The sequence below is a fragment of the Bacillus sp. FSL K6-6038 genome, assembly GCF_038050455.1.
Lineage (GTDB): Bacteria > Bacillota > Bacilli > Bacillales > Bacillaceae_G > Bacillus_A > Bacillus_A pseudomycoides.
In genome coordinates this window covers 2,551,452-2,573,554 of sequence record NZ_JBBOUH010000001.1, presented here as the reverse complement: position 1 = coordinate 2,573,554, position 22,103 = coordinate 2,551,452, and the positions used below count along the sequence as shown (strand labels likewise).

The 22,103-nt window shown below is 32.4% G+C and carries 21 protein-coding genes and 3 pseudogenes; 7 read left to right on the top strand and 17 right to left on the bottom strand.

The window, feature by feature from the left end; translation table 11 throughout:
- Positions 1-161 precede the first annotated feature (161 nt).
- Positions 162-1,370 carry an L-lactate MFS transporter gene (locus NSQ40_RS13245; protein ID WP_098715780.1) on the top strand — a complete coding sequence of 403 codons (1,209 nt, stop codon included), beginning with the start codon at positions 162-164 and terminating at the stop codon, positions 1,368-1,370.
- Positions 1,371-1,413: 43 nt separating this feature from the next.
- Here the strand turns inward: NSQ40_RS13245 and NSQ40_RS13240 are convergent, their stop codons facing one another.
- Complete coding sequence (locus NSQ40_RS13240) at positions 1,414-1,866, bottom strand: permease (protein WP_098159018.1); 453 nt, start codon at positions 1,864-1,866, stop codon at positions 1,414-1,416.
- A gap of 151 nt (positions 1,867-2,017) precedes the next feature.
- Here NSQ40_RS13240 and NSQ40_RS13235 point away from each other — a divergent pair, with 151 nt between their 5' ends.
- The 4 genes from NSQ40_RS13235 to NSQ40_RS13220 all read left to right on the top strand — a co-directional run bounded on the left by NSQ40_RS13235 (position 2,018) and on the right by NSQ40_RS13220 (position 4,402).
- A complete protein-coding gene (locus NSQ40_RS13235; protein ID WP_033797618.1) occupies positions 2,018-2,455 on the top strand; it encodes an NUDIX hydrolase in 438 nt (145 codons plus the stop codon).
- A gap of 86 nt (positions 2,456-2,541) precedes the next feature.
- Entirely contained in the window at positions 2,542-3,099 is a 558-nt protein-coding gene (locus NSQ40_RS13230; protein ID WP_255291652.1) for a hypothetical protein, read from the top strand.
- Between the two features lie 43 nt (positions 3,100-3,142).
- A complete protein-coding gene (locus NSQ40_RS13225; RefSeq protein WP_179863903.1) occupies positions 3,143-3,445 on the top strand; it encodes a hypothetical protein in 303 nt (100 codons plus the stop codon).
- A gap of 180 nt (positions 3,446-3,625) precedes the next feature.
- Positions 3,626-4,402 carry a Cof-type HAD-IIB family hydrolase gene (locus NSQ40_RS13220; RefSeq protein WP_097787282.1) on the top strand — a complete coding sequence of 259 codons (777 nt, stop codon included), beginning with the start codon at positions 3,626-3,628 and terminating at the stop codon, positions 4,400-4,402.
- Between the two features lie 545 nt (positions 4,403-4,947).
- Here NSQ40_RS13220 and NSQ40_RS13215 read toward each other — a convergent pair.
- The gene (locus tag NSQ40_RS13215; protein WP_341286119.1) at positions 4,948-5,991 is read right to left on the bottom strand and encodes an erythromycin esterase family protein; all 1,044 of its coding nucleotides are present in this window, start codon (positions 5,989-5,991) and stop codon (positions 4,948-4,950) included.
- A gap of 515 nt (positions 5,992-6,506) precedes the next feature.
- Between NSQ40_RS13215 and NSQ40_RS13210 the strand changes: the two are divergent.
- Positions 6,507-7,353 (top strand): annotated as a pseudogene (locus NSQ40_RS13210) (LAGLIDADG family homing endonuclease).
- Positions 7,354-8,156: 803 nt separating this feature from the next.
- Here NSQ40_RS13210 and NSQ40_RS13205 read toward each other — a convergent pair.
- The 4 genes and pseudogenes from NSQ40_RS13205 to NSQ40_RS13190 form a co-directional block, all read right to left on the bottom strand.
- A pseudogene (locus NSQ40_RS13205) lies at positions 8,157-8,861 on the bottom strand (YwqG family protein); the annotation flags it as partial.
- A gap of 91 nt (positions 8,862-8,952) precedes the next feature.
- Positions 8,953-9,360, bottom strand: a complete 408-nt coding sequence (locus NSQ40_RS13200) for a DnaJ family domain-containing protein (protein WP_003197911.1) — start codon at positions 9,358-9,360, stop codon at positions 8,953-8,955.
- Positions 9,361-9,381: 21 nt separating this feature from the next.
- A pseudogene (locus NSQ40_RS13195) lies at positions 9,382-10,576 on the bottom strand (alpha/beta hydrolase).
- A gap of 204 nt (positions 10,577-10,780) precedes the next feature.
- Positions 10,781-11,632 carry a patatin-like phospholipase family protein gene (locus tag NSQ40_RS13190; RefSeq protein ID WP_033797614.1) on the bottom strand — a complete coding sequence of 284 codons (852 nt, stop codon included), beginning with the start codon at positions 11,630-11,632 and terminating at the stop codon, positions 10,781-10,783.
- Between the two features lie 191 nt (positions 11,633-11,823).
- Between NSQ40_RS13190 and NSQ40_RS13185 the strand changes: the two genes are divergently transcribed.
- On the top strand, positions 11,824-12,201 hold the full coding sequence (locus NSQ40_RS13185; RefSeq protein ID WP_003197904.1) for a PH domain-containing protein: 378 nt from the start codon (positions 11,824-11,826) through the stop codon (positions 12,199-12,201).
- 176 nt (positions 12,202-12,377) lie between these two features.
- On the opposite strand, the gene NSQ40_RS13180 is transcribed toward NSQ40_RS13185, so the two are convergent.
- The 11 genes from NSQ40_RS13180 to NSQ40_RS13130 all read right to left on the bottom strand — a co-directional run bounded on the left by NSQ40_RS13180 (position 12,378) and on the right by NSQ40_RS13130 (position 21,698).
- Positions 12,378-12,917 carry a GNAT family N-acetyltransferase gene (locus NSQ40_RS13180; protein WP_170958690.1) on the bottom strand — a complete coding sequence of 180 codons (540 nt, stop codon included), beginning with the start codon at positions 12,915-12,917 and terminating at the stop codon, positions 12,378-12,380.
- Positions 12,857-13,378: a YfiT family bacillithiol transferase gene (locus tag NSQ40_RS13175; protein ID WP_003197899.1), complete on the bottom strand. Its 522-nt coding sequence runs from the start codon at positions 13,376-13,378 to the stop codon at positions 12,857-12,859. Before NSQ40_RS13175 ends, NSQ40_RS13180 begins: the two co-directional genes overlap by 61 nt.
- Before the next feature lie 32 nt (positions 13,379-13,410).
- Positions 13,411-13,932 (bottom strand): GNAT family N-acetyltransferase, encoded by a 522-nt coding sequence (locus NSQ40_RS13170; RefSeq protein ID WP_003197898.1) that lies wholly within the window; start codon positions 13,930-13,932, stop codon positions 13,411-13,413.
- Positions 13,933-14,012: 80 nt separating this feature from the next.
- Positions 14,013-15,344, bottom strand: coding sequence for an NAD(P)/FAD-dependent oxidoreductase (locus tag NSQ40_RS13165; protein WP_003197895.1), 1,332 nt, complete (start codon positions 15,342-15,344; stop codon positions 14,013-14,015).
- Positions 15,345-15,648: 304 nt separating this feature from the next.
- On the bottom strand, positions 15,649-16,428 hold the full coding sequence (locus tag NSQ40_RS13160; protein WP_003197894.1) for an undecaprenyl-diphosphate phosphatase: 780 nt from the start codon (positions 16,426-16,428) through the stop codon (positions 15,649-15,651).
- A gap of 140 nt (positions 16,429-16,568) precedes the next feature.
- A complete protein-coding gene (locus NSQ40_RS13155) occupies positions 16,569-17,192 on the bottom strand; it encodes a DUF4352 domain-containing protein (RefSeq protein WP_033796186.1) in 624 nt (207 codons plus the stop codon).
- Between the two features lie 175 nt (positions 17,193-17,367).
- Entirely contained in the window at positions 17,368-17,742 is a 375-nt protein-coding gene (locus NSQ40_RS13150) for a nucleotide excision repair endonuclease (RefSeq protein ID WP_003197890.1), read from the bottom strand.
- Positions 17,743-17,868: 126 nt separating this feature from the next.
- Positions 17,869-18,432, bottom strand: a complete 564-nt coding sequence (locus NSQ40_RS13145) for a GNAT family N-acetyltransferase (RefSeq protein ID WP_003197888.1) — start codon at positions 18,430-18,432, stop codon at positions 17,869-17,871.
- 189 nt (positions 18,433-18,621) lie between these two features.
- Positions 18,622-19,737: an NAD(P)/FAD-dependent oxidoreductase gene (locus tag NSQ40_RS13140; protein WP_258248399.1), complete on the bottom strand. Its 1,116-nt coding sequence runs from the start codon at positions 19,735-19,737 to the stop codon at positions 18,622-18,624.
- Positions 19,738-20,063: 326 nt separating this feature from the next.
- Positions 20,064-20,714 (bottom strand): YdeI/OmpD-associated family protein, encoded by a 651-nt coding sequence (locus NSQ40_RS13135; RefSeq protein WP_033796160.1) that lies wholly within the window; start codon positions 20,712-20,714, stop codon positions 20,064-20,066.
- Positions 20,715-20,906: 192 nt separating this feature from the next.
- A complete protein-coding gene (locus NSQ40_RS13130) occupies positions 20,907-21,698 on the bottom strand; it encodes an arylamine N-acetyltransferase family protein (protein WP_258248400.1) in 792 nt (263 codons plus the stop codon).
- Between the last annotated feature and the right edge of the window lie 405 nt (positions 21,699-22,103).

The following is a 22,103-nucleotide window of genomic DNA, read 5'->3' as shown; positions in this document are numbered from 1 at the left end:
TAATCTAATCGACAAAAAGGCACTTCTTAACGAAGTGTCTTTTTGTTTATTTTGTACAATGACTTCAATTTAATTTCCAGTTTTAAATTGGTATCTTGTATTTCATCACGGATATACTAAATTGTGATAAAACATGTCATGATAAGAAAGGGACAGTTCGCATGAAACAAGCATCTGTAAATCCATGGCTGATTGTCCTAGGCACAATCATTGTGCAAATTGGTCTTGGAACGATTTATACATGGAGTTTGTTTAATCAACCTTTAGTAAGTAAATTCGGTTGGGAACTTCATACTGTAGCGATAACTTTCTCAATTACCAGCTTTTCTTTATCATTTTCAACTTTATTTGCAGGTAAATTACAACAAAAGATGGGGCTTCGTAAACTTATCGCAACCGCAGGAATTGTTCTTGGAGTTGGATTAATACTTAGCTCACAAGTTTCCTCATTACCACTTCTTTATTTACTAGCTGGTGTTGTGGTAGGTTATGCAGATGGTACAGCCTATATCACATCATTATCAAATTTAATTAAATGGTTTCCAAATCGTAAAGGTCTCATTTCTGGTATATCAGTCTCAGCATACGGAATGGGGAGCTTAATTTTTAAATACGTAAATGGAAAGTTAATTGATACAGTTGGTGTATCGGAAGCCTTTTTATATTGGGGCATAATCGTTTTGATTGTAATACTTGCGGGATCTTTTTTCTTACGTGAAGCTGCTACGAATGAAACAGTATCTGAAACTTTAAGTAATGATTATTCAACGAAAGAAATGTTACGCACAAAACAAGTTTATTTATTGTTTTTTATGTTATTTACATCATGTATGAGTGGCCTCTATTTAATCGGTATGGTAAAAGATATCGGAGTTCAACTCGTAGGACTTAGTGTAGCAACCGCAGCTAATGCTGTTACAATGATTGCGGTTTTTAATACTGTTGGCCGAATTGTTCTTGGGACATTATCAGATAAAATAGGTCGATTAAAAATTGTTTCAGCAACTTTTATTGTAATCGGCTTATCTGTTTTTACACTGAGTTTTATGAATTTAAACTACGCTATTTATTTTACTTGTGTTGCAAGTGTCGCATTTTGTTTTGGAGGAAATATTACCATATTCCCAGCAATTGTGGGTGATTTCTTCGGTTTAAAAAATCATAGTACAAATTATGGAATTGTATATCAAGGTTTTGGGTTTGGTGCACTCGCAGGTTCATTTATCGGAGCGCTGTTAGGCGGATTTCAACCAACTTTTATTACAATCGGTATACTATGTATTGTATCCTTTATTATCTCCATTTTAATTCGACCACCAAGCAAGGAGAAAAAGAAAGAAACACAAAAGTTATATCGAAAAATAGCATAACATTTTGCATGTGTTCTGTATAGAAAAGAGCCCTAAATGAACATTAGGGCTCTTTTGAGAAGGAATTAAATTTTTTATTTCCAGTTATTTTATAAATAATGTAGTTCACACCAAAGTACGTTACACCAAATAATAACAAAAACAATGGAAATAAAATAAGAGCTAGTAAACAACCTCCAATATCCCCATTAAAATTCACATCTGCATTTGAAAAATTCCAGTCCTTAACTTTGCTGATAATATGCCCTAGAATATAGGACAGCACAAAACAGATTACAAAAGCGAAAACAAGATGAACTGTAAATTCCCGATTCGATACTTTATCAAATATGTAATAACAAGATCCCCAAAACGCGCCAAAAAGCACTAAAACAAACAATACTTTAAAAAACTTCTTAATATTGATCCAGCATTGAAATACAATTTGCTTAAATGTTTTTCGATTACGTTTTTTCTTTCTAAGTCTTTTCTTTTTATGCGGTTGCATTTCATCCATTCACAATCTTTGTTTTTTCTTACTATTATATCTTTAAATAAAAACAAAAGATATCCTTAATATTCCATATAATAATATTTAAAATTTACTAGCAAGGAGATACATCGCTTTATAGAGAACTGTATACTAGAGATCTACTAAGGAGGTTCCTATGAAAAAAGTAACTGTAACGTACGTACTACTTTACGATGAGTTTCAAGAAAAAGTATTAATGGTTAAAAATACAGGTTCAAATGCTTCTTATTTTACTTTACCGGGTGGTGCAGTCGAGTTTGATGAAACGTTAGAAGAAGCAGCAATTCGCGAAGTAAAAGAAGAGACAGGATTAGATATAGAGGTAGATGGGATTTTTTCAATAAGTGAAGCATTTTTTGAAGAAAGAGGTCACCATGCTATTTTCATTAACTTTATTGGGAAAATTACAGGTGGAGAAATACATATATCACGACCAGAAGAGATCGAGGAAGTTACGTGGATGGAACTACAAATTGCAGAAACATATTTACAACTTCCCGAACATTTAAAAAATCTATTGCAAAGAAAAGAAACTGTACCATATATTTTTAATGGGACAATTATTCACAAATAATAAAGCTAATATTTTAAGTTGAAACAAATATGAGAAGAAAGATACTTAATAACCAAGAATATCCCATTGAAAATAAATTAGAGTAATTGATTCAAAACATGAATGGAAAAAGGTTTATTAAAATACAAATCGTTACCTTTTTAATTATTATGCACAGAAATAATAGGGGCTTAGGAGAAATAACTATGCAAATATATAACGAAATACTTTCAAGCGAAAAACTTGAGGAACTTATACTGAATGAAAGCGGAGAAATACTAGAAAATTTGAATAACAAAGAAATGTTTATTAGTAGTTTTATTGATTATTATACAAAAGAATACGAGAATTCGGAATGTAATTACGTTGAACTATTTGATATTGACAGTCCAGACTATATTAAATTTGAATTAATAGATAACAAAGTGTTTGTTACTGCTTCTTTGTTTGCAGGATTATCTATATGGTTGGATAAAAAAGCGTTAGGAAAAGTAACAGCTACTATAGAGGGTGTTTATTCGTTCATATTGATTGATACAGACGGCAATATTATTACCTTAGATGAAAAGTTACATTTACATGAGAGTTCTTTTGCTATTATAAATTTTAAAGTAGAGAAACTAAAAAGTATCGATCAATATTTTGATGACTATACGATTATATAAGTAATGGTTGCTTTATATTAAAATTAGAAACATAACATGGGAAATGGATCATACATATTCAGGTGGCATGTATGCGTATGTAGTAGATGTGCCTAATGACTTTTACTACGAAACTCCTAAAAAGACAGCCGAAGGGATTTTAGACTGGAAAGGCGTGTCATGGATACTTAGTAAGTATAATTATGGGGTAGGGGCGATGATACCTCACTTTCTACCTAAAATGCTCAATGAACATCATATATTAGAACATAGATGTGTCATTATAAATCATACATTAGTAGAATATGAATGCAAAGAATTTAACAGGTTAGACAACCTACCTCTAAATAACCTAGTGAAAAAATAGGATAACATCAGTTTTTTAATTTAGTAAAAGGCCCATACGAAAGAAGAACTCCATGTTTTGAAAAAACGCTTAAACTGCTTCATTTTAGTTGAGTGTAGAACGTATTTTGAGATGTTTGTAAAAAGTACACTATTAGTTATTGTATAAAGATAGCGCAATTTAACAAGGGAGGGATTACATATGTACAAAATTGTATTTTTTGATGTTGATGGCACCCTATTAAGCGAAGTGGATAGAAGTATACCGTTAAGCACAAAAGAAGCACTTGAGAAATTAATCGAGAGAGGATTAAAAGTTGTAGTTACAACAGGAAGACCGTACAATTTGTGCGAAGAGTTTAAGACTATGGGCATTGATACGTTTATTTCTGCTAATGGTGCGCTTATAACATGTAACGAGAAGGTTATACATAAATCAGTACTATCAACAGAAACAGTTCAAGATGTTTCTGCTTTTGCTGAGTTGAACGGACACGGTGTTTCTTATTTTACCAAGCTATTTACGATGAACGGCATGGGTTCCGATGATGAGCGGGTCATGGGGGCATTAAAAGAAACTTTGAACCTTACACAATATCCCGAAAAAATGAAATCTCTATCAGACGAAATTTACTGTATATGTTTGTATGCGGACGACAGTGAAGCGCAAAAATTTCTAGATAGATTTTCAAAACTTAGATTCGAGCGTTTTCATGGCTACGTAATGAATGTACTTGAAGAAACGGAAGTATCCAAATCAGCTGCGATTAAAAAAGTATTGGAGCATCTCAACTTTTGCAAATCCGAAGCCATTGCTTTCGGTGACGGCGGAAATGATATCGACATGTTGGAGTATGTGGGTTTGGGAATTGCCATGGGAAATGGAGAAGATACGTTAAAACAAAAAGCAGACTTCGTTACCAAAAGAGCAAGCGAAGGAGGAATATCTTACGCGTTAAAGAAATTTGGTGTCATTTAAACTAGAGTAACATTACAAATTTGTAATGTTTATGTCACCTTCTCCAATAGCACTTAAAAACATCCCACTCATATACTTAAGATAGATTTACAAAAAAGGAGTGTGGGAAAATGCACGAAGTAATTGGGGAAGTCGTAGTTGGTCTATGTGAATTCGTTTTTGAGATTTTCGCTTACGGGAAGACAGATGAAGAGAAAAAAGAATAATTCCATTTGATTTGTATGATACATAAGATTCTTAGACACCTATATAAGGTGTCTTTTCTTGTTCATTTTAAGCAGAATACATTTAAACTAATAATTTCATAAAATAAGTTTTAGATAAAATAAAAAGTGTATAATTTACATACGATAGTTAAAATAGTTATGCGTGTTTGCTATACATGAATGATTTGTTTAACATCCTAAGACATAAAAGGAGGGAGAAGAGCTTTATAGAAAATCACTATATCCTTCATAAAGAAGATTGGTTAAAGAAAAATATATCTCCTAGTGACCATATAAAATAAAAAGCGCACCATCCACTTTCTTGGTGCGCTTTTTATTTTATTTAATCTGAGAAGGTGTAATATGCTCTAACCATAGAATACCATCATATTGTTGGTTAGGAATCATGATTTCTTCCTTTTGTCCCCAATGCAGTCCGATAATTGGCATATACATCCAAGAGGTTTCAGGACGATTTTCTTCACCTTTTAAATGCGGATGTTGCGCAGATTTCAAAATTTCTTCGATACTATTAGCTGCATGTTTTTCATTTACAGGAAAAGGGCCATTGTTATTCGAACCTAAACTGCTCCCGCTATACGCATGTAATCCCACAGAATACATTTGATCTTTCAAGTATTTTGGCATAACATCCATCATATTTGGAAATGGAATTGGATAAGGATCTGCTTTTAACATTTTAGCGTTCTGTTTTCGTATATGATAATTATGTCCCCACACAATCATTTTTTTGTTTTTATACTGCAGTTCACTTAACCACGCTAAATTTTGTCCCATTTGTTTGTCATGTGAGTAATATGAAAAATCCGAAAAAACTGGCTGAGGGGGGATGCTTAATTCTTCTTTTACTTGATTTGGAATATACGTTTTAAGGGTATCAATTCGAATCTTGATTAACTTTTCTAGCAAATTCACATCATATGATGCTTTAGGCGCTACTTGTTGTAATTGATTCTTATGTTTTTGGATAAATTCTTTTATCCTTTCGTACTTGTCCAAAAGGGGTGCCTGCATTGCTTGAAATTTTTCATAAGTAGAAACGGAACGATATTTCACGATTTCTTTTTCTGCTTCTACGAGTAGTTTACCTATTTCAGGATTCAATTTGCCAATCCATTCATTCGCAAATATTGCAAATGTAGCAGTAGAGGCATCCCACGGAATTTGTATATCAAATCCCGTTAATATAAGAGGCGTTCCTTTTTCTTTCTGTTCTTTTATGTATTGAAATAGTTCTTCCACATCTTCTGTAGACCACACGTTAGAAATAGCTTTCTTCATAGCTTGTCTAGCTGTTAAATCATCTATATTTTGATACAACGGCATTTGCTTCCGCAAAGCCTGATTCAAACGCAAGCACATCATAACCCATTTCTTCATGCAAATACTTAATCATACGAACCTTTGATTGATTCATTTCTGTTGAACCATGAGTAGACTCACCTAGTAAGACAATAACCCCTCCTAAATTTTTATAAACCTTATCACATAAATCTAATCAGCTATGATTCATTTAAACAAAATAGGAACAATTAGATTTATATATTTATACTAAAGGATGGAGTTTATACAAACTAAGAAAAAAAGGGGTGATAATTCTATTGAATTTAAAAATTCTATAAATTAAACGGTGTAAAAAGAACCGTCGGAAGAGAACTCTAGGAAAAATGCTACATAGCTGTCACAAAAATAAAACAAATGTAAAGTACAGGAAGAGCAGATAGCAGCAGAAAGAAGGGAGGATATCAGGTTTATATTGAATAAAAACGCTACGATTGATTTCGGTAGATAATAATAGATGGAACATTTGTCCTTTTATATGATATAGAGGAAAGGGCGTAGCACTTAATTTATATCTTTGAAAGGGGCAAATCAATATGAATGAAAGGAGTAAAAAGAAGTCTAAATGCACACTGAAAAAAGCAGAAATGATTAAACTTTATTTAGAAGGGAAGAGCACGTCAAATATCGCAAAAACAGCTAACGTTTCCGCAAGATATGTTCGTATGGTTCTAGCAGATAACAATGTCGAAAGAAGAGCAAGAGGGAGTTGGAAACGAAAATATAATTTAAATGAAGATTACTTTAAACATTGGTCTAATAATATGGCATATATTTTAGGGTTTTTCATTGCAGATGGTGTCATTACAAAAGATAATCAAACTGTAAGCATTTCTCAAAAAGACTCCAGAATCTTAGAAGATATAAAAATAGAACTCAATTCAAACCAGCCGTTATACCAAAACAAGAATACTGGCGTTTATATGTTGAATCTAAATAGCAAAATCATGAAAAACGATCTCATGGACTTACACGGAATCATGCCTAGTAAATCATACGATGTACAATTCCCATTTGTCCCAAAAGAGTATCTGCATCATTTTATTAGGGGATATTTTGATGGAGATGGCTATGTGAACTATCCAACTTATACTGTAAGTTTCGTAGGTGGATCACATAGTTTTATGAATTCTTTAATCCAAACCTTACAAGAACAAAATCTCAAACCAAACTTTAGATTTAGAACAATTACATGATAGAAAATTAAAAAGAACAAAAACAGCAGTTGCTCAAAGGAAAAATGATTTTCTCATACAATATAAGCAACACAATTGTATAAATAAGTCTTGCGAATATCTTAATATGAGCAAAGCGACATTTAAAAGCTGGTTAAAAAATGATTTAGAATTCAAAAATCGCTTTGAACAAATACATTCAAATTAAAATTCCGTTTAAAGATTAGTGTGAATGCTGCATTCTAACACTAATCTTTTTTTCGTTAAATAATAGCAAAAAAGGGGGAATGAAACAAAAAGTAAGTTATTTTCATTTTCGCAGTTAACATAATATATATTATAGGTAGTTATACAAAAGAAGTGTTTTCCTGTCTCTAAACACAAGTATACTATACAAAATGAGATGAAACGGATATTTTTTATGAAATCGGCTTTACATATTACTTATTTAAATTTTTATAGATTTTATAGTAAATTTACAATTAAATTTCTCTACAGCATTTTTAGAATAAAAATTTTGCTGAGTTTACAACATACAAAAACATTGATGAACATAAATTTATTACGTAATTCGTTAAAATTTTTTTGTTATTACATTTTTTGTTATTACATTTTTTGTTATTACATTGTTTCCGCATGCGCATTTAAGTTTTTCATCATCTATTATACATTTATACATTTCCTTATAATTACATCTTATTTTCTTAATATGGTTAAATTTAGGGTTTATCTATAACAAGTTGTTTATTGCGTTGTATTTTTTATCTTAGTTAACATAACCCGATACTATTCCTATAAAAATTCTCCCTATTTTTTAGGAAGAATTTTTATATTGGTTTATATTTCTTTTTGTAAATTATATTGACTTTTTATTCATGTAACTACGTACATAAGTTTTAAAATTGTGATTTCACACTAAGATTCTTGCTATAACCGGTAATTCACACAGATATAGCGAAATACTTCAACCCCTCTTCCCTATTTTCCGCTATATTAAAGGTGTTTTTAGACTTAACAGCAATCCCAATTATAAAGTACATTTGAAAAGTTTAGGTTTAGTAGATTTTCTTTTCGTATAAAAAAGTTAGCAATGCCGCAATCTCCCCACATAATTCCTAGAGAATCATCTGTATCGATTTGTAGCAATAAGGTGTTATGTTCTTGATAGGTTTCTTCCCATTCTCTTGGATCCGTTTGTGTAAAAAATGGATATCCTCTAATTTTATGCCCTTGGCTTTCAAAGTGTTTATTGTACAATCTATGAAATTCCATTTCTACGCTATCGTCATCGATTTCTTCTAAATGAATTGCATCTCTAAAAAACTCTTCAAATCGATAATCTCCTAGTGTTACAGGTTGATAACCTGCTTCAAATCTTAACTTTGCTGCTCTAGGCACAATAAAATTCTCTGAATCAATAGCATTTAAGTAGCTAAAATCCGTTACAATTTGAGTTTCATCTTGCGTTAATTCTGCATGATAAATAATACGAAAATCTTTTTGTTTTGTTGGATGGTCAAAATCAGCCCCAACAAGATCAGCATCTCTGCTTACAAAAAACTATAGTAATCCTTTCTTTGGCACAGATTCAATATGCGGAATCTCTCTAAAATTCAACTGCACAAGTAACATCATAGGCTGTCCATTCGAATCCTTTGGATGCTCATGATGAATAGGTACATACGGATACCCACCAAATTCACTTTCAAATATGGTATGTATTTGTCACCCTCTACTCCTCCTTTGCATAATATATGAAATAAGCCTATTTTAATTATATAACAAGAAATAGGCTTATTGAAAAATACTAAAAATCCGTTTTCACTCTCATTTTTTGTGCAGATGCTGGGCACAAAAGGTTATGTTCCAAAACTTTTTTATTAATAGTCCGAACTAGCTTTGCTGCTTCTTTAGAATCTGTAATCTCTTTCAGCTTTTCCTTTAAATAATCAATTTCTTTCGAAAGCTCAATCCACCTAGGTAAAACATGATTATCTTTCAATGTTTTATAAAGTTGTTTTTCAGGATTATACGAAAGGCTTTTATCAATATTAAGTGGTTTCCCCTTGCCAGGTAGGTCATCAAAAGCTCCTGATTTTTCTGCCCGCTTAACGATAGAACTAATATGATCTTCATACGTGAAATCCCAAACCTTCTCATCCTTTACTAAAATCTCTTGTTTTTTTAACTCTTTATCTAAATCCTTTTGATTCATATTTTACCTCCTCATTTCTTTTTAAGATAACGATCTTGAATTATTTAATGCTAATAAACCTTCAGCAAGTTGCTCTCGCCACCAAATCTCGTCGTGACCGCCTTGAAACTCACTATAGGTAATTTGGTATTCTTTTTCTCTAAGCGCCTTATACAAGCTCCTATTGGCTTGTATAAGGCGGTTCGTTCTCAAGAGTTCCAGCTGCCATATACATACGTAATCTCAGCGTATTACTAATTGATAAAAATTGTTTCTCCATCCAGGGAAGTTTTTCTTCATACCCGTCCTTTTTCCAATGTACAGAACCTGACAATGACAGCACATTTCCGAAAACATGAGGATTCTGAAGTGCTGCATAAAACGCCGCTAGGCCACCTAAACTTAAACCAGCAATTGTTGCATGCGCCGGATCCTTATATACATGATATTTTGTTTGAATCCAAGGAAGTAGCTCTTCTATTAAAAATGCATTCATCTTGTCGTTATAAGTAAGCTCATTTAATCGATCTACGTGTTCAATTCCAACAACAATACACGAAGGTATTTCTTGTTTATGAATGAGATGATTGAGTGTTGCTGGTGCTGAAAGATTTTGCATAAATGAGTTTCCATCAAATGTGAGGATAAGATTTTGAAGGCTTGATGTAAGAGAATAATCATGAGGTGTGTAAATATATATCTTTCGTGTATTGCCTAAAACAGAACTGTAAAAAGAATATGTTTCAACTTTTCCCTGAGGATTATAATTTTTAGGGAATCTTTTATCGTACTGCATTTCCATTCCTATTTCTAAAACAGCTGCTCTATCTGTTCCTTCTCCGAATATATGACTGTTAAATGGATCTAACTGATACTGTTCACTACGCGCTATCCAATTTTGTTCAAAATAATCATTAACTGAAAAGTGATAGATAGAAATAAACCTTTTGTTCGTTCTAAATGTTTTGTACCATAAATTCGTGTCTGAAAGCCGTTCTAGTCGATTAGAATGAAGATCCCAACCAGGATAACTACCAAATACATAAATATTTTCTGTGTCTTTATCGCCTAGCCATATGTAAGTAATAAGATGATACTGATTATTCATTGGACAAGTTTCTATAAGTGGCGTCTCATTTGCTTTGAGTTCATCTAAAAATGTATGAAAAGCTCGTGTATCTCCATTGCTTAATTGATCTGTAAGCTCTGTTATTTTTGGGCTTAGTATTGACTTCATTCCTTTTCCCTCCTCCACCGCAGTATATTAGTACTTCTTTTTTTGTAAATAAATCCCTATATAAACAGGGTACTAATATTGTATATTTTATGAACAAAAACACACAAACAATATAGTCTGTGTGTTTACATTCTTATTTATCAAGATAGTAAAGTGATAATTTACGTGCTGTTTCCTAGTATCCACTGTTCACCCCTATAGTTATTATTTCTCTATCCATTCTAATAACTGCTCATACTGATTCTTTGCATCCTGATACCCAAGATTATATAAATTAACAAGCTTGTCCTTATTTCTTTCAATCCCACTAACAGGAAGCTGCATGCTTGGTTGAATTACAAAAAAGTTTTCTTTTTGTTCATCTGAAGACATGTATGAAATGCTCTCATTATAAAACCGATAATGATCTACTAAAAGCTTAGAGACTTTCGGATATCGTCTATATAAATATTTTGCCATTGGTGAAAACTTATTACGCTTTTTCTCATATCCTTTTGGCTTTGTCATAATAACAATGTTTTTTTGAAATCCATCTATTTGTGCCTTTCGAACAGGGATAGGATCAATGATTCCCCCATCTAAAAGTTTTTTACCATCATAGTCCACAGCTGGAGCAATAAATGGAACAGAACTTGATGCGCGAATAATTTTCAATATATCATTCCCATGCTCTTGCTTATTATAATAAACAGCTTGTCCTGTCTCGCAATCTGTTGTGCCGATTACAAATTGCTCATTTGCATGTAAAAAAGTTTGAAAGTCAAATGGTACAATTTTATTAGGCACTTCATCAAAAAGAAAGTCCATACCAAACAATTCTCTTTTTCGTATTAAGTTTCGATAAGATATATAACGATGATCAGATACTAACTCTGTATTTACTTTTTTATTCCTTCCTTTTTGACGCGATAAATAAGTTGCACCCATGCATGCTCCTGCCGATACTCCAACTACATATGGGAAAAACAAATCATTTTCCATAAAGTACTCAAGTACCCCTGCTGTATATAACCCTTTCATGCCTCCACCTTCTAATACTAAACCGATATTTTTCATTTATAATCCCTCTATATTTGTTTCTTGATTTTCTAAACACTTATATTTTAGCACAAGATATTATGATGAAGTATCAATAAATTCATTGCATTTGCTTAAAAAAGCTCTTGCTGCATTGTAAGAATCTCTTAGTCTATAACATGATACAATAAAAGAAACTCATTCCACAGATCATAAAGGAGGAATTTTATATGGGTTTATTTAGTGGTATTTTCGGAAATGCATCTGATACGAGTACAGAAAATGTTGAGCGTGACTTACAGAAGATTATGCTTGATGATGAACAAGTTGAGTATGCGTATAAATTGATTCGAGATTTAATTGTATTTACAGATCGACGAATGATTTTAGTAGATAAACAAGGAGTAACTGGTAAGAAAACAGAATATCATTCTATTCCATATAAAAGCATTACACAATTTAGCATTGAAACAGCAGGTCATTTTGATTTAGATGCAGAACTTAAAATTTGGGTATCTAGTATGCATGAACCGATTACAAAGGAATTTAAAAGTGATGACAGTATTTTAAGCGTTCAAAAAGCATTAGTAAAATATACAACAAAATAACACCTTTGCATTTTTATACAAAAACAAAAGTTATAACCCCGTGTTTTTTGGAACAACATGCATTTTTTTGTTTTAAAAATACAAAAAACTTCACAGCATTGTATTATATAGGACCAAAATAAAGGGATAGATAATACAGATATACTCTGTTGTATCTATCCTTTTAAAATCTATTTTTATAATATTTTCTTATAATAAACAAGTGTTGTATTATCATTCAACTTCTTTCTTAACCCCGTCTGAATGTAGCCCACTTTTTCATACAGATAACAATTACGTTCTTCTTCTAAAATGGTAGCTAATTCCCAACTAGTTGCTTGTGGGAACATCTTCTCTATTAAAACGAGTGCTTTCTGGGCTACCCCTTTCCCTTGATAAATAGGCAGAATAAACATAGGGCTTATCCAGAATTCCGTTGTCTTTTCTTTCCAAAATATACAAATAGCCCCCGCAAGAGTATTATCAACTAATATTTTATAAAATCCACCATAAGGATTGTTTATTCTTGTAATTACTTTATCAATTGTTTCATTAGCAGGATTCGTTTTATAGTCCTTATATTTTTCTAATAACGGTTTAAATGCTTGTACTTGAATATTGAAAATATATTCCGCATCAAAACTTATTGCTCTTTCTAGTGTTATTTCCATAACATTTACCACCCTAATCGCTCCCGTAAAGAAGTGATATGTGCAGTATGATGCCGACCGTGCCATGCATATAATCCAATTGCTACCTCCAGTTTTGTTTCACCTGATTCAGGATGATTAAAAGTTTTTTCAAGATCTGTCTGCTCTAAAGAGCTTAATACATTTACCCATCTTTTATGTAATGAATCTAATAATACAAGGGAAACATCTACAGGTAATTTTGAATCAGGGAGCTCTGCCCATTTCTCTTCCATATATGGTTTAATTGTCGGGTTATTTTCTGTAAGAGCTAACTTAAAACGAATATAACTATTCATATGACTATCGACAACATGATGAACAACTTGCCGTACTGTCCATCCACCCTTTCGATAAGGTGTATCTAGCTGTTCTTTATCTAAACCGTTAATTGCTTTTGTTAGTTTTGCAGGGAGATTTTCAATTTCTTGAATCCACTTTTCTACCATTTCCTCCGTAATATTTCCTTCATAAGTAAACTTCCCAATTGGATAACGTAAGTCCTGCATTGTATTGTTCCCCTTTTGTTTTAAAATTTCTTTTATAATACTTTAGTATGTTTCCAAACGTAATGAATGAAATTAATCTTTTGACCATTTAACTCTATACCTTTTTTATCAATTGCGGTACGTGAAAAGCCGCTTTTTTCTAATACTAGTTGTGAAGCAATGTTATTATTTGTTGTCTTTGCATGAATTTCGATAATTTGATGGTTTGCTGCTTGAATTAAGAGTAATTGGACGGCCTTAGTTGCAATTCCATTTCCAATAAAATCTTCTCCTACACGATAACCAAGATATCCTAATTGTCTATCTTTCTCTATGTCTACTAAGTTTATTCGACCTACAATTGTTTTTTCCATATTCCGTATGAGATAAAAGTAGGAAGTGCCTTCTTTTTGTTCCTTTAACAATTCATCATGTTTAGATTGAAACGTCTCATAAACATAGTAATCATCACCACGACTCGGTACCATCTTTTCAAAAAAAGTTCTATTATAACTCTCAAAAGCAAACAATTCTTCTGCATCTTGTTTCTTTAATTTTTCTATGTATATTTCCATTCATGACTCATTCCTTTTTAATCAATTATCTATTATAAATTCTCCATTTAATAGTTAAAATCCTACTGCTTGTAATGAGATTAACCTCCTTTATTTTTTCGAGTTGTAAGAATAGCAAGCCATACCTTAGGATGAAGAAGATGTAGGGGACTACGCATAAGGTTCATGACCCTAACTAAACGAATGTAAACGTCTGTATTACTCGCGGAAAGTTGGTATATTTTTTTCGTATACCATTGTTGAAATGGTTGTATAAAAGGCTTTTCTCCTTTTATCTTAGGGTGACGGAAAGCTTCTGTAGTAACCATTTCCCACGGCGTTGCAATAATTTTTGAAATTCGCTTATAAAAGTCACGAGTAAAATCTTTCTCTAGCACTTTCCCCTTCTTTAAACACATTTGTAATTCTTCAGCTTCCATAGCAGCGACAGAAATTCCTTGTCCAAAAACTGGATCAAAGCGACAGTGAGCATCTCCAATTACTAAAAATCCTTCTGGCATATTTTTCACTAAATCGAATCGACGACGAACTTGGTATGGAATCTTATGTATTTTTATATCTGTAATTGGCTCTGCTTGTTCAAGAAAATGAATGACATCTGGTGCAGGTAACTTATGAGCAAATGCAAGAAATTCTTCATCTGTTTTTGGTACATTCTCATTGGCGTATCCGCTAAAAGTCACGAAATATCGATTATCTTCAATAGTTTGAATAAAGGCACCATAAGGATTTTCAGGAAAGCTAGGAGAAATAAGTAAATTGCACCAATCAGGACATTCATTCTTTTTTAGCTGGAATACCCTAGTCGCGTAAAATAATTGAATCCATACTTTTTCTTCTTTTACCTCAATGCCATGTGTTTCTAACCATTCTATATTTTTTGAACCAAATCCACTTGCATCCACAACTAGTTCTGCGTGTGAATTTTCTTTATTTCCTGTCTTCATGCACCGCACTTTTACTCCAGAAACCTTGTTATGCTGCTGATCGATTATCAATTGTTCAACCATTGTTTCATATTTTGTTGTAATATTAGTTACTTCACTCATTCTTTTTTGTATGTGCCACTCAAGCATAGGACGACTTTGTTGAACCGCATTCAACTCTCCGATAAATGGTTGTTTCCATAAACCAAAATGATGCCATTTCAAATCCCCAGTAAAATTATTTTCGATACCACCATCTTCTTTTAATTGATTCATAATTGCCGGGAATAATTTCTCAATTGCTACTTCACCACCTTTTAATAACACATGAGGATGATGGCTTTGAGGTACTCTTTTTCTAGGCCTTTTTTCATTCCATTCTTCGCCTGCTTCTAAAATTATTACTTCTTGAAAATAATCAGATAAAGCTTTTGCTGCTAGTTTCCCAGCTATACTTCCACCAATAACGATTGCTTTTCCTAACATTTTTTTACCTCCCGCAAGATATTTCCGCTACTTTCATGATGCTAAAATAAATTTTTCATTTTCCTCTTTATTCTTCTGACATATTAATAGAATCATAAAATAAAAAATCCTGCTATAAAATTGCGCAACAGGATTTTTTTATCAACATTTATTCGTCTTTCCTCTTAATTACAAGTACTATTTAAGCAAAGAATCAACATGTAATTCCGCTAAAAATAGCATTGTTTATCTAATAACGTTCACCAGCAAGACTCAGCATAAAATAAGATTATTGCATGACTGTATTTTTTCAAGGTCGTTCTCCTTAAAATACGCCAGTGAACTGTAAAGTTAAAATGATAATGCCTAGAGCCCAAACATAATATGCAAATACTTTAAGAGAATGCTGCTTTAAATATTGAATCATCCAAGATACTGCAATATATCCAAAAAATGCAGCAGATAAGGTGCCAACGATTAACGATGTACTTGAAATGCTTTCAGCTTTCCCTTGAAATACGTCTACAGACTGTAAAATGATTGCTCCAACAATAGCGGGAGTAGATAACAAAAACGAAAAATATGCAGCTGTTTCACGATCTAATTTTCTCCAAAGTGCTGCGACAATCGTCATACCAGAACGAGAGATTGCTGGAAAAATAGCAAACGCTTGAAACGAACCAATAATAAAAGCATCTTGATATGTAATGTCATCCATTTTCTTACGTCCATTTTTTTGTTTCTCTGCCATATATAAAAACAAACCTGTCACTAAAAACTCCCATCCGATTGTTACACCCGTTTTTGAAATCTCTTCAAAGAAATCTTTAAATAATAAGCCAATTATAACTGCTGGGATTGTTCCAACAATGAGTAAAAATGTAAGCTTTGAAAGTGGATTTTTAATTAAATAGATAAACTCTTTTTTATAATAAATAAACACCGCTAACAGGGTACCAATATGCAGCATCGTGTCTAAAAAAAGCCCAGCTTCATCTAAATGAAACAAATGTCTTCCTAAATACAAGTGTCCAGTACTGCTTATAGGTAAAAATTCCGTTAATCCCTGAATAATTCCTAATATAAAAGCTTCTAACCAGTTCATGATTGTCTCCTTTCTTGTTTGCTTGTACCAGTATATGTTTGTTTTTACCTGTTATGAAAGAAAAGAAAGGTAAAGGAATTCAAGATTTAAGGACTTTTCCAAACAACAAAAAAAGAGGGTATACCCTCTTAACATAAACTTTATTTAATTTGTTCTTTATGTTCATGATTAACAAGAACATACCATTTACCTGTATCAAACTTTTCTTTATTAATCACATAAACTTTATTTCCGCTCTTTACATCACCAGGTTTTAATTCCTTACTAATAGTAGAGGTCTCGCCTTTTTCAACCTCATAACTACTAGTTGCCCACACATCACTTTGGTAAGCATTATCATTTTCATCCACTAAATCAACTGATGGCAAAACTGCTAATTTCATCGGTTCGTTTGTGATATTTTTCCCTTCAACCTCTATAACAATAAAGACATGTCCATTTTCAGGCTCTTGGATCCCTATACTTTCTTTACCAACCTTATCTCTTTCTACAACTCTTTTCACAGTTACATCAAATTTTGGCGTATTAAAAGTTTTGTTTAATGAATACTCTTTTTCTTTTATTTTTGTCTTTTCTTTTGTTTGTTCCGTGTTTTTCGAATCTGTATTCCCTTTCGTTGTATCGTTTGTTTTCACATTCTTTTCTTCTTGCTTAGAAGTGGTTTCTTTAGATTCAGAAGAAGTTTTGTCAGATGTACTTCCACACCCAGATAAGTTAAATACTAAAGCGCCACCCAAAATACATGTAGTAAATTTTTTCAACATCCTTTTTTATCCCCCAATAAACACAATATATAAATTTCCTATTTATCATAGCAAAAAATTTTTTTTTGCATTGTTATATTTTGTCGAATAGTCTAAGGGGATCAAATGTTTTTTATTAAATAAAAAAACATGACCTTAATATAATACTAAGATCATGTTTTAAATTACTCTTATTTTATTTATAAAATACCTTATCAACATTATACTTCGCTTGAAACTCATTAATAATATATGTTTCGTAAATTTCTCTTTCCATTGGATCTTCTACAATACATGCATCAATGCGGTATACTTCATCGCGATGTGCTTGAATTGGTGAAACATTGTCTTCAAAGTGTTTTTTAATACGTTGTCTTATTTTACGTGCTTTCCCAACAAAAAGAAGTTCATCATTAATGTTATAAAACATAAAAATGCCGCCTTTATCTCTTGGAAACAGGTGGAAATCAATGAATCCATGAATTGGAGTGATTCTTGGCTCATCGCCTTTTATTACTTGTTTTCTTTCTGTTATAGAAACATCAACTGCAGGTAAATCAATTTTAATCAAGTTACTTCACGTCCTCTTTTATAGTAAAGGTAAATAATAGCATAAGTATGAAAGAAAAGCTATGCGTGTTGATTATAAATGTAATTTAATTAAATTTATACAATCGATTTGCTAAAACAACTTTCATTATCTACTAAATATTATAGGTATATCATTTATGCATTTTCTCCAAATCATATGATCATACGCCTCGCCCCAATAATCCTTTAACAAAAAGTTAGGCTCTCCAAATTTTTTCTTCCATATTTTTTGTGCGTTAGTATATCCGCTATCCAAACAGAATTCTTTTATTCCTTTATCCAATAAGGTAAGAAAAATCGCATTTAAAAGCAAATTACCTATGCCGCGTCTTTGGTAATTCGGGAGTACAAATACAGTCCCTATCTCATATAAGTCTTTTAATGCGCCATCTGTGCAATTATTAATCAGTTTACTAGATGGCCCAAATTCAATTGTGCCGATAATTTTATTACAATGTTTGTCTACAGCGATCAAAAAATATCGATTTTTCCCATCGCTATCAAAGTCACATTTCAAGTACTGTTTTTTAGTTTCAATTTCATTTTCTATATCGCCAGCGAACTCCGATAAACCTTCTCCAGCAAACGTATCTATAATGACTGTATGAAACAATCGATGTAACTCTTCATAATCACCAATGATTGGTCTTCTTATTTCAACGTTATACACTTAAGGCAACTCCTTAATCCTCTAAAATTGTATGTGTAATTGATTTATAATTTTCATGCTATCTATTTCAAATTTACAATCAATATAGCTTTTCTCCAAAATGCTCAAAATTCCCTCTGCAAATATAAAAAGAAACAAAAAAAGATTAGGTAGCTATTCCTAATCTTTTTTTGTTTCTAGATCTAATCACTATTCAAGTGCACCAGCTACATCATAATGACTTAAATCCAATTCTATCGGTTGGTCAAGAGCAAGTTTTGCAAGTTCTGAACCTAAGTATGGACCTGCTGTTAATCCAGAAGCACCTAGGCCGTTCGCAACTAGTATACCTTTAAAATTAGGTAACGGACCAATGACTGGAAGAAAACCTGGTGTAAATGGTCTAAAACCAACTCTTGTTTCCAGCATCGTACTATTTTCTAACCCTGGTGCCACAGACAATGCTTTATCAAATACTTCATGCAAACCACCAGCTGTAACACGATAATCAAGACCAGTATCATTTTCATGTGTTGCACCTACAACTACACGGCCATCTTCAAAAGTTAAAATATATTGATCGTTTGGCGGCATAACAACTGGCCAATTTTCAGTATTCGTATTCGGCATATGTAAATGAACAATTTGTGCTTTTTGGAAAGTCACAAGAAAGTTAACACCAAGAGGTTTTAACAACTCATTTGCCCATGCTCCTGCAGTAACAATTACTTGATCTGCCGTTACTGTTTCACCATTTACATGAACACCTTTAACATAATTGTTTTCATGAATTAAAACAGCATCTCCCTTTATAAAGGTAGCACCATGTTTTTTCGCAGCATTTACAAGAGATTGACGAAGTGCTCGTCCATTTACCCGTGCAGCACCGCTTATATGCACAGCTCCATATTCTTCCGATAACGGCGGGAATAATTTTTTTGTTTCCTCTGGTGATAGACGAGTGATTTCGCCAATTTCAGGAGCATCCTCACGTCGTTTATATGCTCGCTCCTCCATTTGATCTAACTTTTTATCATCTGTATGTAAGCTAATAGCACCTACTCGATTATAACCTGTGTCTATTTCACCATCTTCTTCTAATTGCTGGATTAAAGAAGCGTAATATTTCGCTCCACCTTTCGCGATTTTATACCAAGCTTTGTTACGCCGTTGTGAAAGCCATGGACATACAATTCCTGCTGCTGCATCCGTTGCTTGTCCTAAATCCTGGCGATCAACCAAAGTAACACGAGCTCCCTCTTTAGCGAGATGATAAGCAGTAGACGCCCCTAAAATTCCAGCTCCAACTACAATATACGATTTCATTTCAAACACCTTTTCTTATTCATTCTTTTATATTCTATTTACTGCACGAGAGCCCTACACATTTTATGTGCTGTAAAAAGCCACTCTCATAAATTCCGAATCATATTCAGTATACTTGAAGGAGATGTTTTTTCAACTTTTCTCTTCTATTAATTGTGTCATCATTATGTATTTTGATATCGAAAACGGAAGTTCATAAAAAAACATATTCTTGATGAGGTCAAGAATATGTTTTACATCTTAAAATTAGGCTTACGGTACCTATAACTACACTTTTAAAAAATTCCACTCTTTTTGAATATCCTAGTTTTACTATTAAATCTTCTTTATTTCTTCTTTCTGCGGAATAAATCAATTGATTTATAACCTTGTGAAAGGATTTCAACCATTTGCAGCGCACGCTTTTCACGTGTCTGTTGCTGTTTTGCTGAGAATATGTGGCGTGCCCAATCTTTTTGATAGCCTGGTGTTAAACTTTGATAAAACTGAAGTTCATTTGGGTGATTAGCTAATAATGCTTCTACATCTTTAATATTCTCTACATAATCAGAAACACATTGACTAGCAGCAGATGTCTTTTTAACTTTCTTTTTTTCGCGTTTCAAACCAACGACAGTAAAGACATCATCCATACTTACCATCCGTGCGAACTTAATATCACTATTACCTACATATCCATCTTCTCCAACGTTCATTGCTGGGAATATTTCATCTCTGTGAATAAAAGTTTCATAACGAGTGTTACCTTTTTTGGGATAAGCAAAAAATAAATAACCTTTTTCAAGTAATATTTGCTTATTAATAATAAGTTGCGTGTACTTCACCATCTCATCAATTGTTTCTACAAAAATGAAAATAGCATCATGATCTTTAGATAACTTAATTGCTTGTTCAGTAAAAAGGGCATAATCGTTTGGTTGATTAATCACTGCCATATTACTATATTTACTAAGGTTCAATTTATCGATAACTGACATAGTAGACTCCTTTTTTATTCATTGTTACTTTTATCGTACCTATATTACCATAAAAGAAAATGACCTTGCTGTGCAAACCAAACCATTTATTTAATTCGTTTTTCAAATAAATAGTTTGATTTTTCATTTATTTACCATGACGCTTTTACATTAAGGATCATACTATTTCTATTTTGAATGCAAAGGTAAGGTTTACATTTCAATGTTAAATATATCATGTAAGAGCTTCCTATAGTGATTCTCTGTAATTACACTTTTCCTTTTTTGGCCATTCATTACTTGAGTCAAACTATCTTTCGTCAAAGAGACATATCCAGAATGCGTAAGTTTTACTGCAATCGGCCCTTTATTAAAACTAGAATTCTCATCTTCTATGACTTTTCTTTGAACTTCATTTAAAGTTGTTTCATCAATAGGATCCGTACGAAAAGCATGACATACTTTCCATTCTATCTTTTCATGTGGGTCATGCCACGAATGAGTGTCTCGTCTTTCTAAAATATAAGTTCCTTTATCTGTATCTTTTCTCCTAACACGATATTCGCCATTTTTTGAAGTAACAATCTCACCAGTAAACGGTACAAGTGTGAGAGGTACAAGTGAAGCAATTCCTACATCAGCTAAATACGATACTGAATCATAATTTATAATGATTGTAATATGGCCTTCTTCAAGAGCCCATACATTTAAATCACTTTTATAAACTGTGCCTAATGCCAACTTCACATCGAATCCACAATCTTTTAATAAGTAATATAGAATAGAATTCATTTCATAGCAAAGCCCACCTCGTGAACTCATTAGTATTTTCTTTTGTAAATTCTCTTTAGAAATTTCTTTCGTATTACCTGTTACGATATCTAAATTCTCAAACGGAATTTCATACGCAATTGCGCTAATTATTTTGTTCAAGTCCTCAAATCTCACAATCTGTTGTTTCTTTAGGTTTAACCTTGCAAAAAACTGATCTTGTAACTCTGTCATATAAAGCACCCCTTCAATATTTAGAGTGAATGTATTATATGCTAATTTTAAAAGCTATGAAGAGCATCAACAATGTTCATTTACAATAACTGTACCGGTACAAAAATCCTGATTTTTAATAAAAAGAAGTAGATACCGATGTTTGAAACACCAGCATCTACTTCTTTTTCATTTTATTTTAATGTGTTTTGAACAACAAGGTCCGGAAATACTGATTCCATAACCATAAAGGTGTATGAATATCACTTGGAGTAAACACACTTCCTATTAACACTTAATCCCACGCTACAGCCACAACTTGACTGCTATCAATTGTAGATAATTCTCTACTTATACATAGATAACAATTACAAACTTATGTAATCAACTCTTCATATAACAATGTAAAGAATTACCCTTTTCATT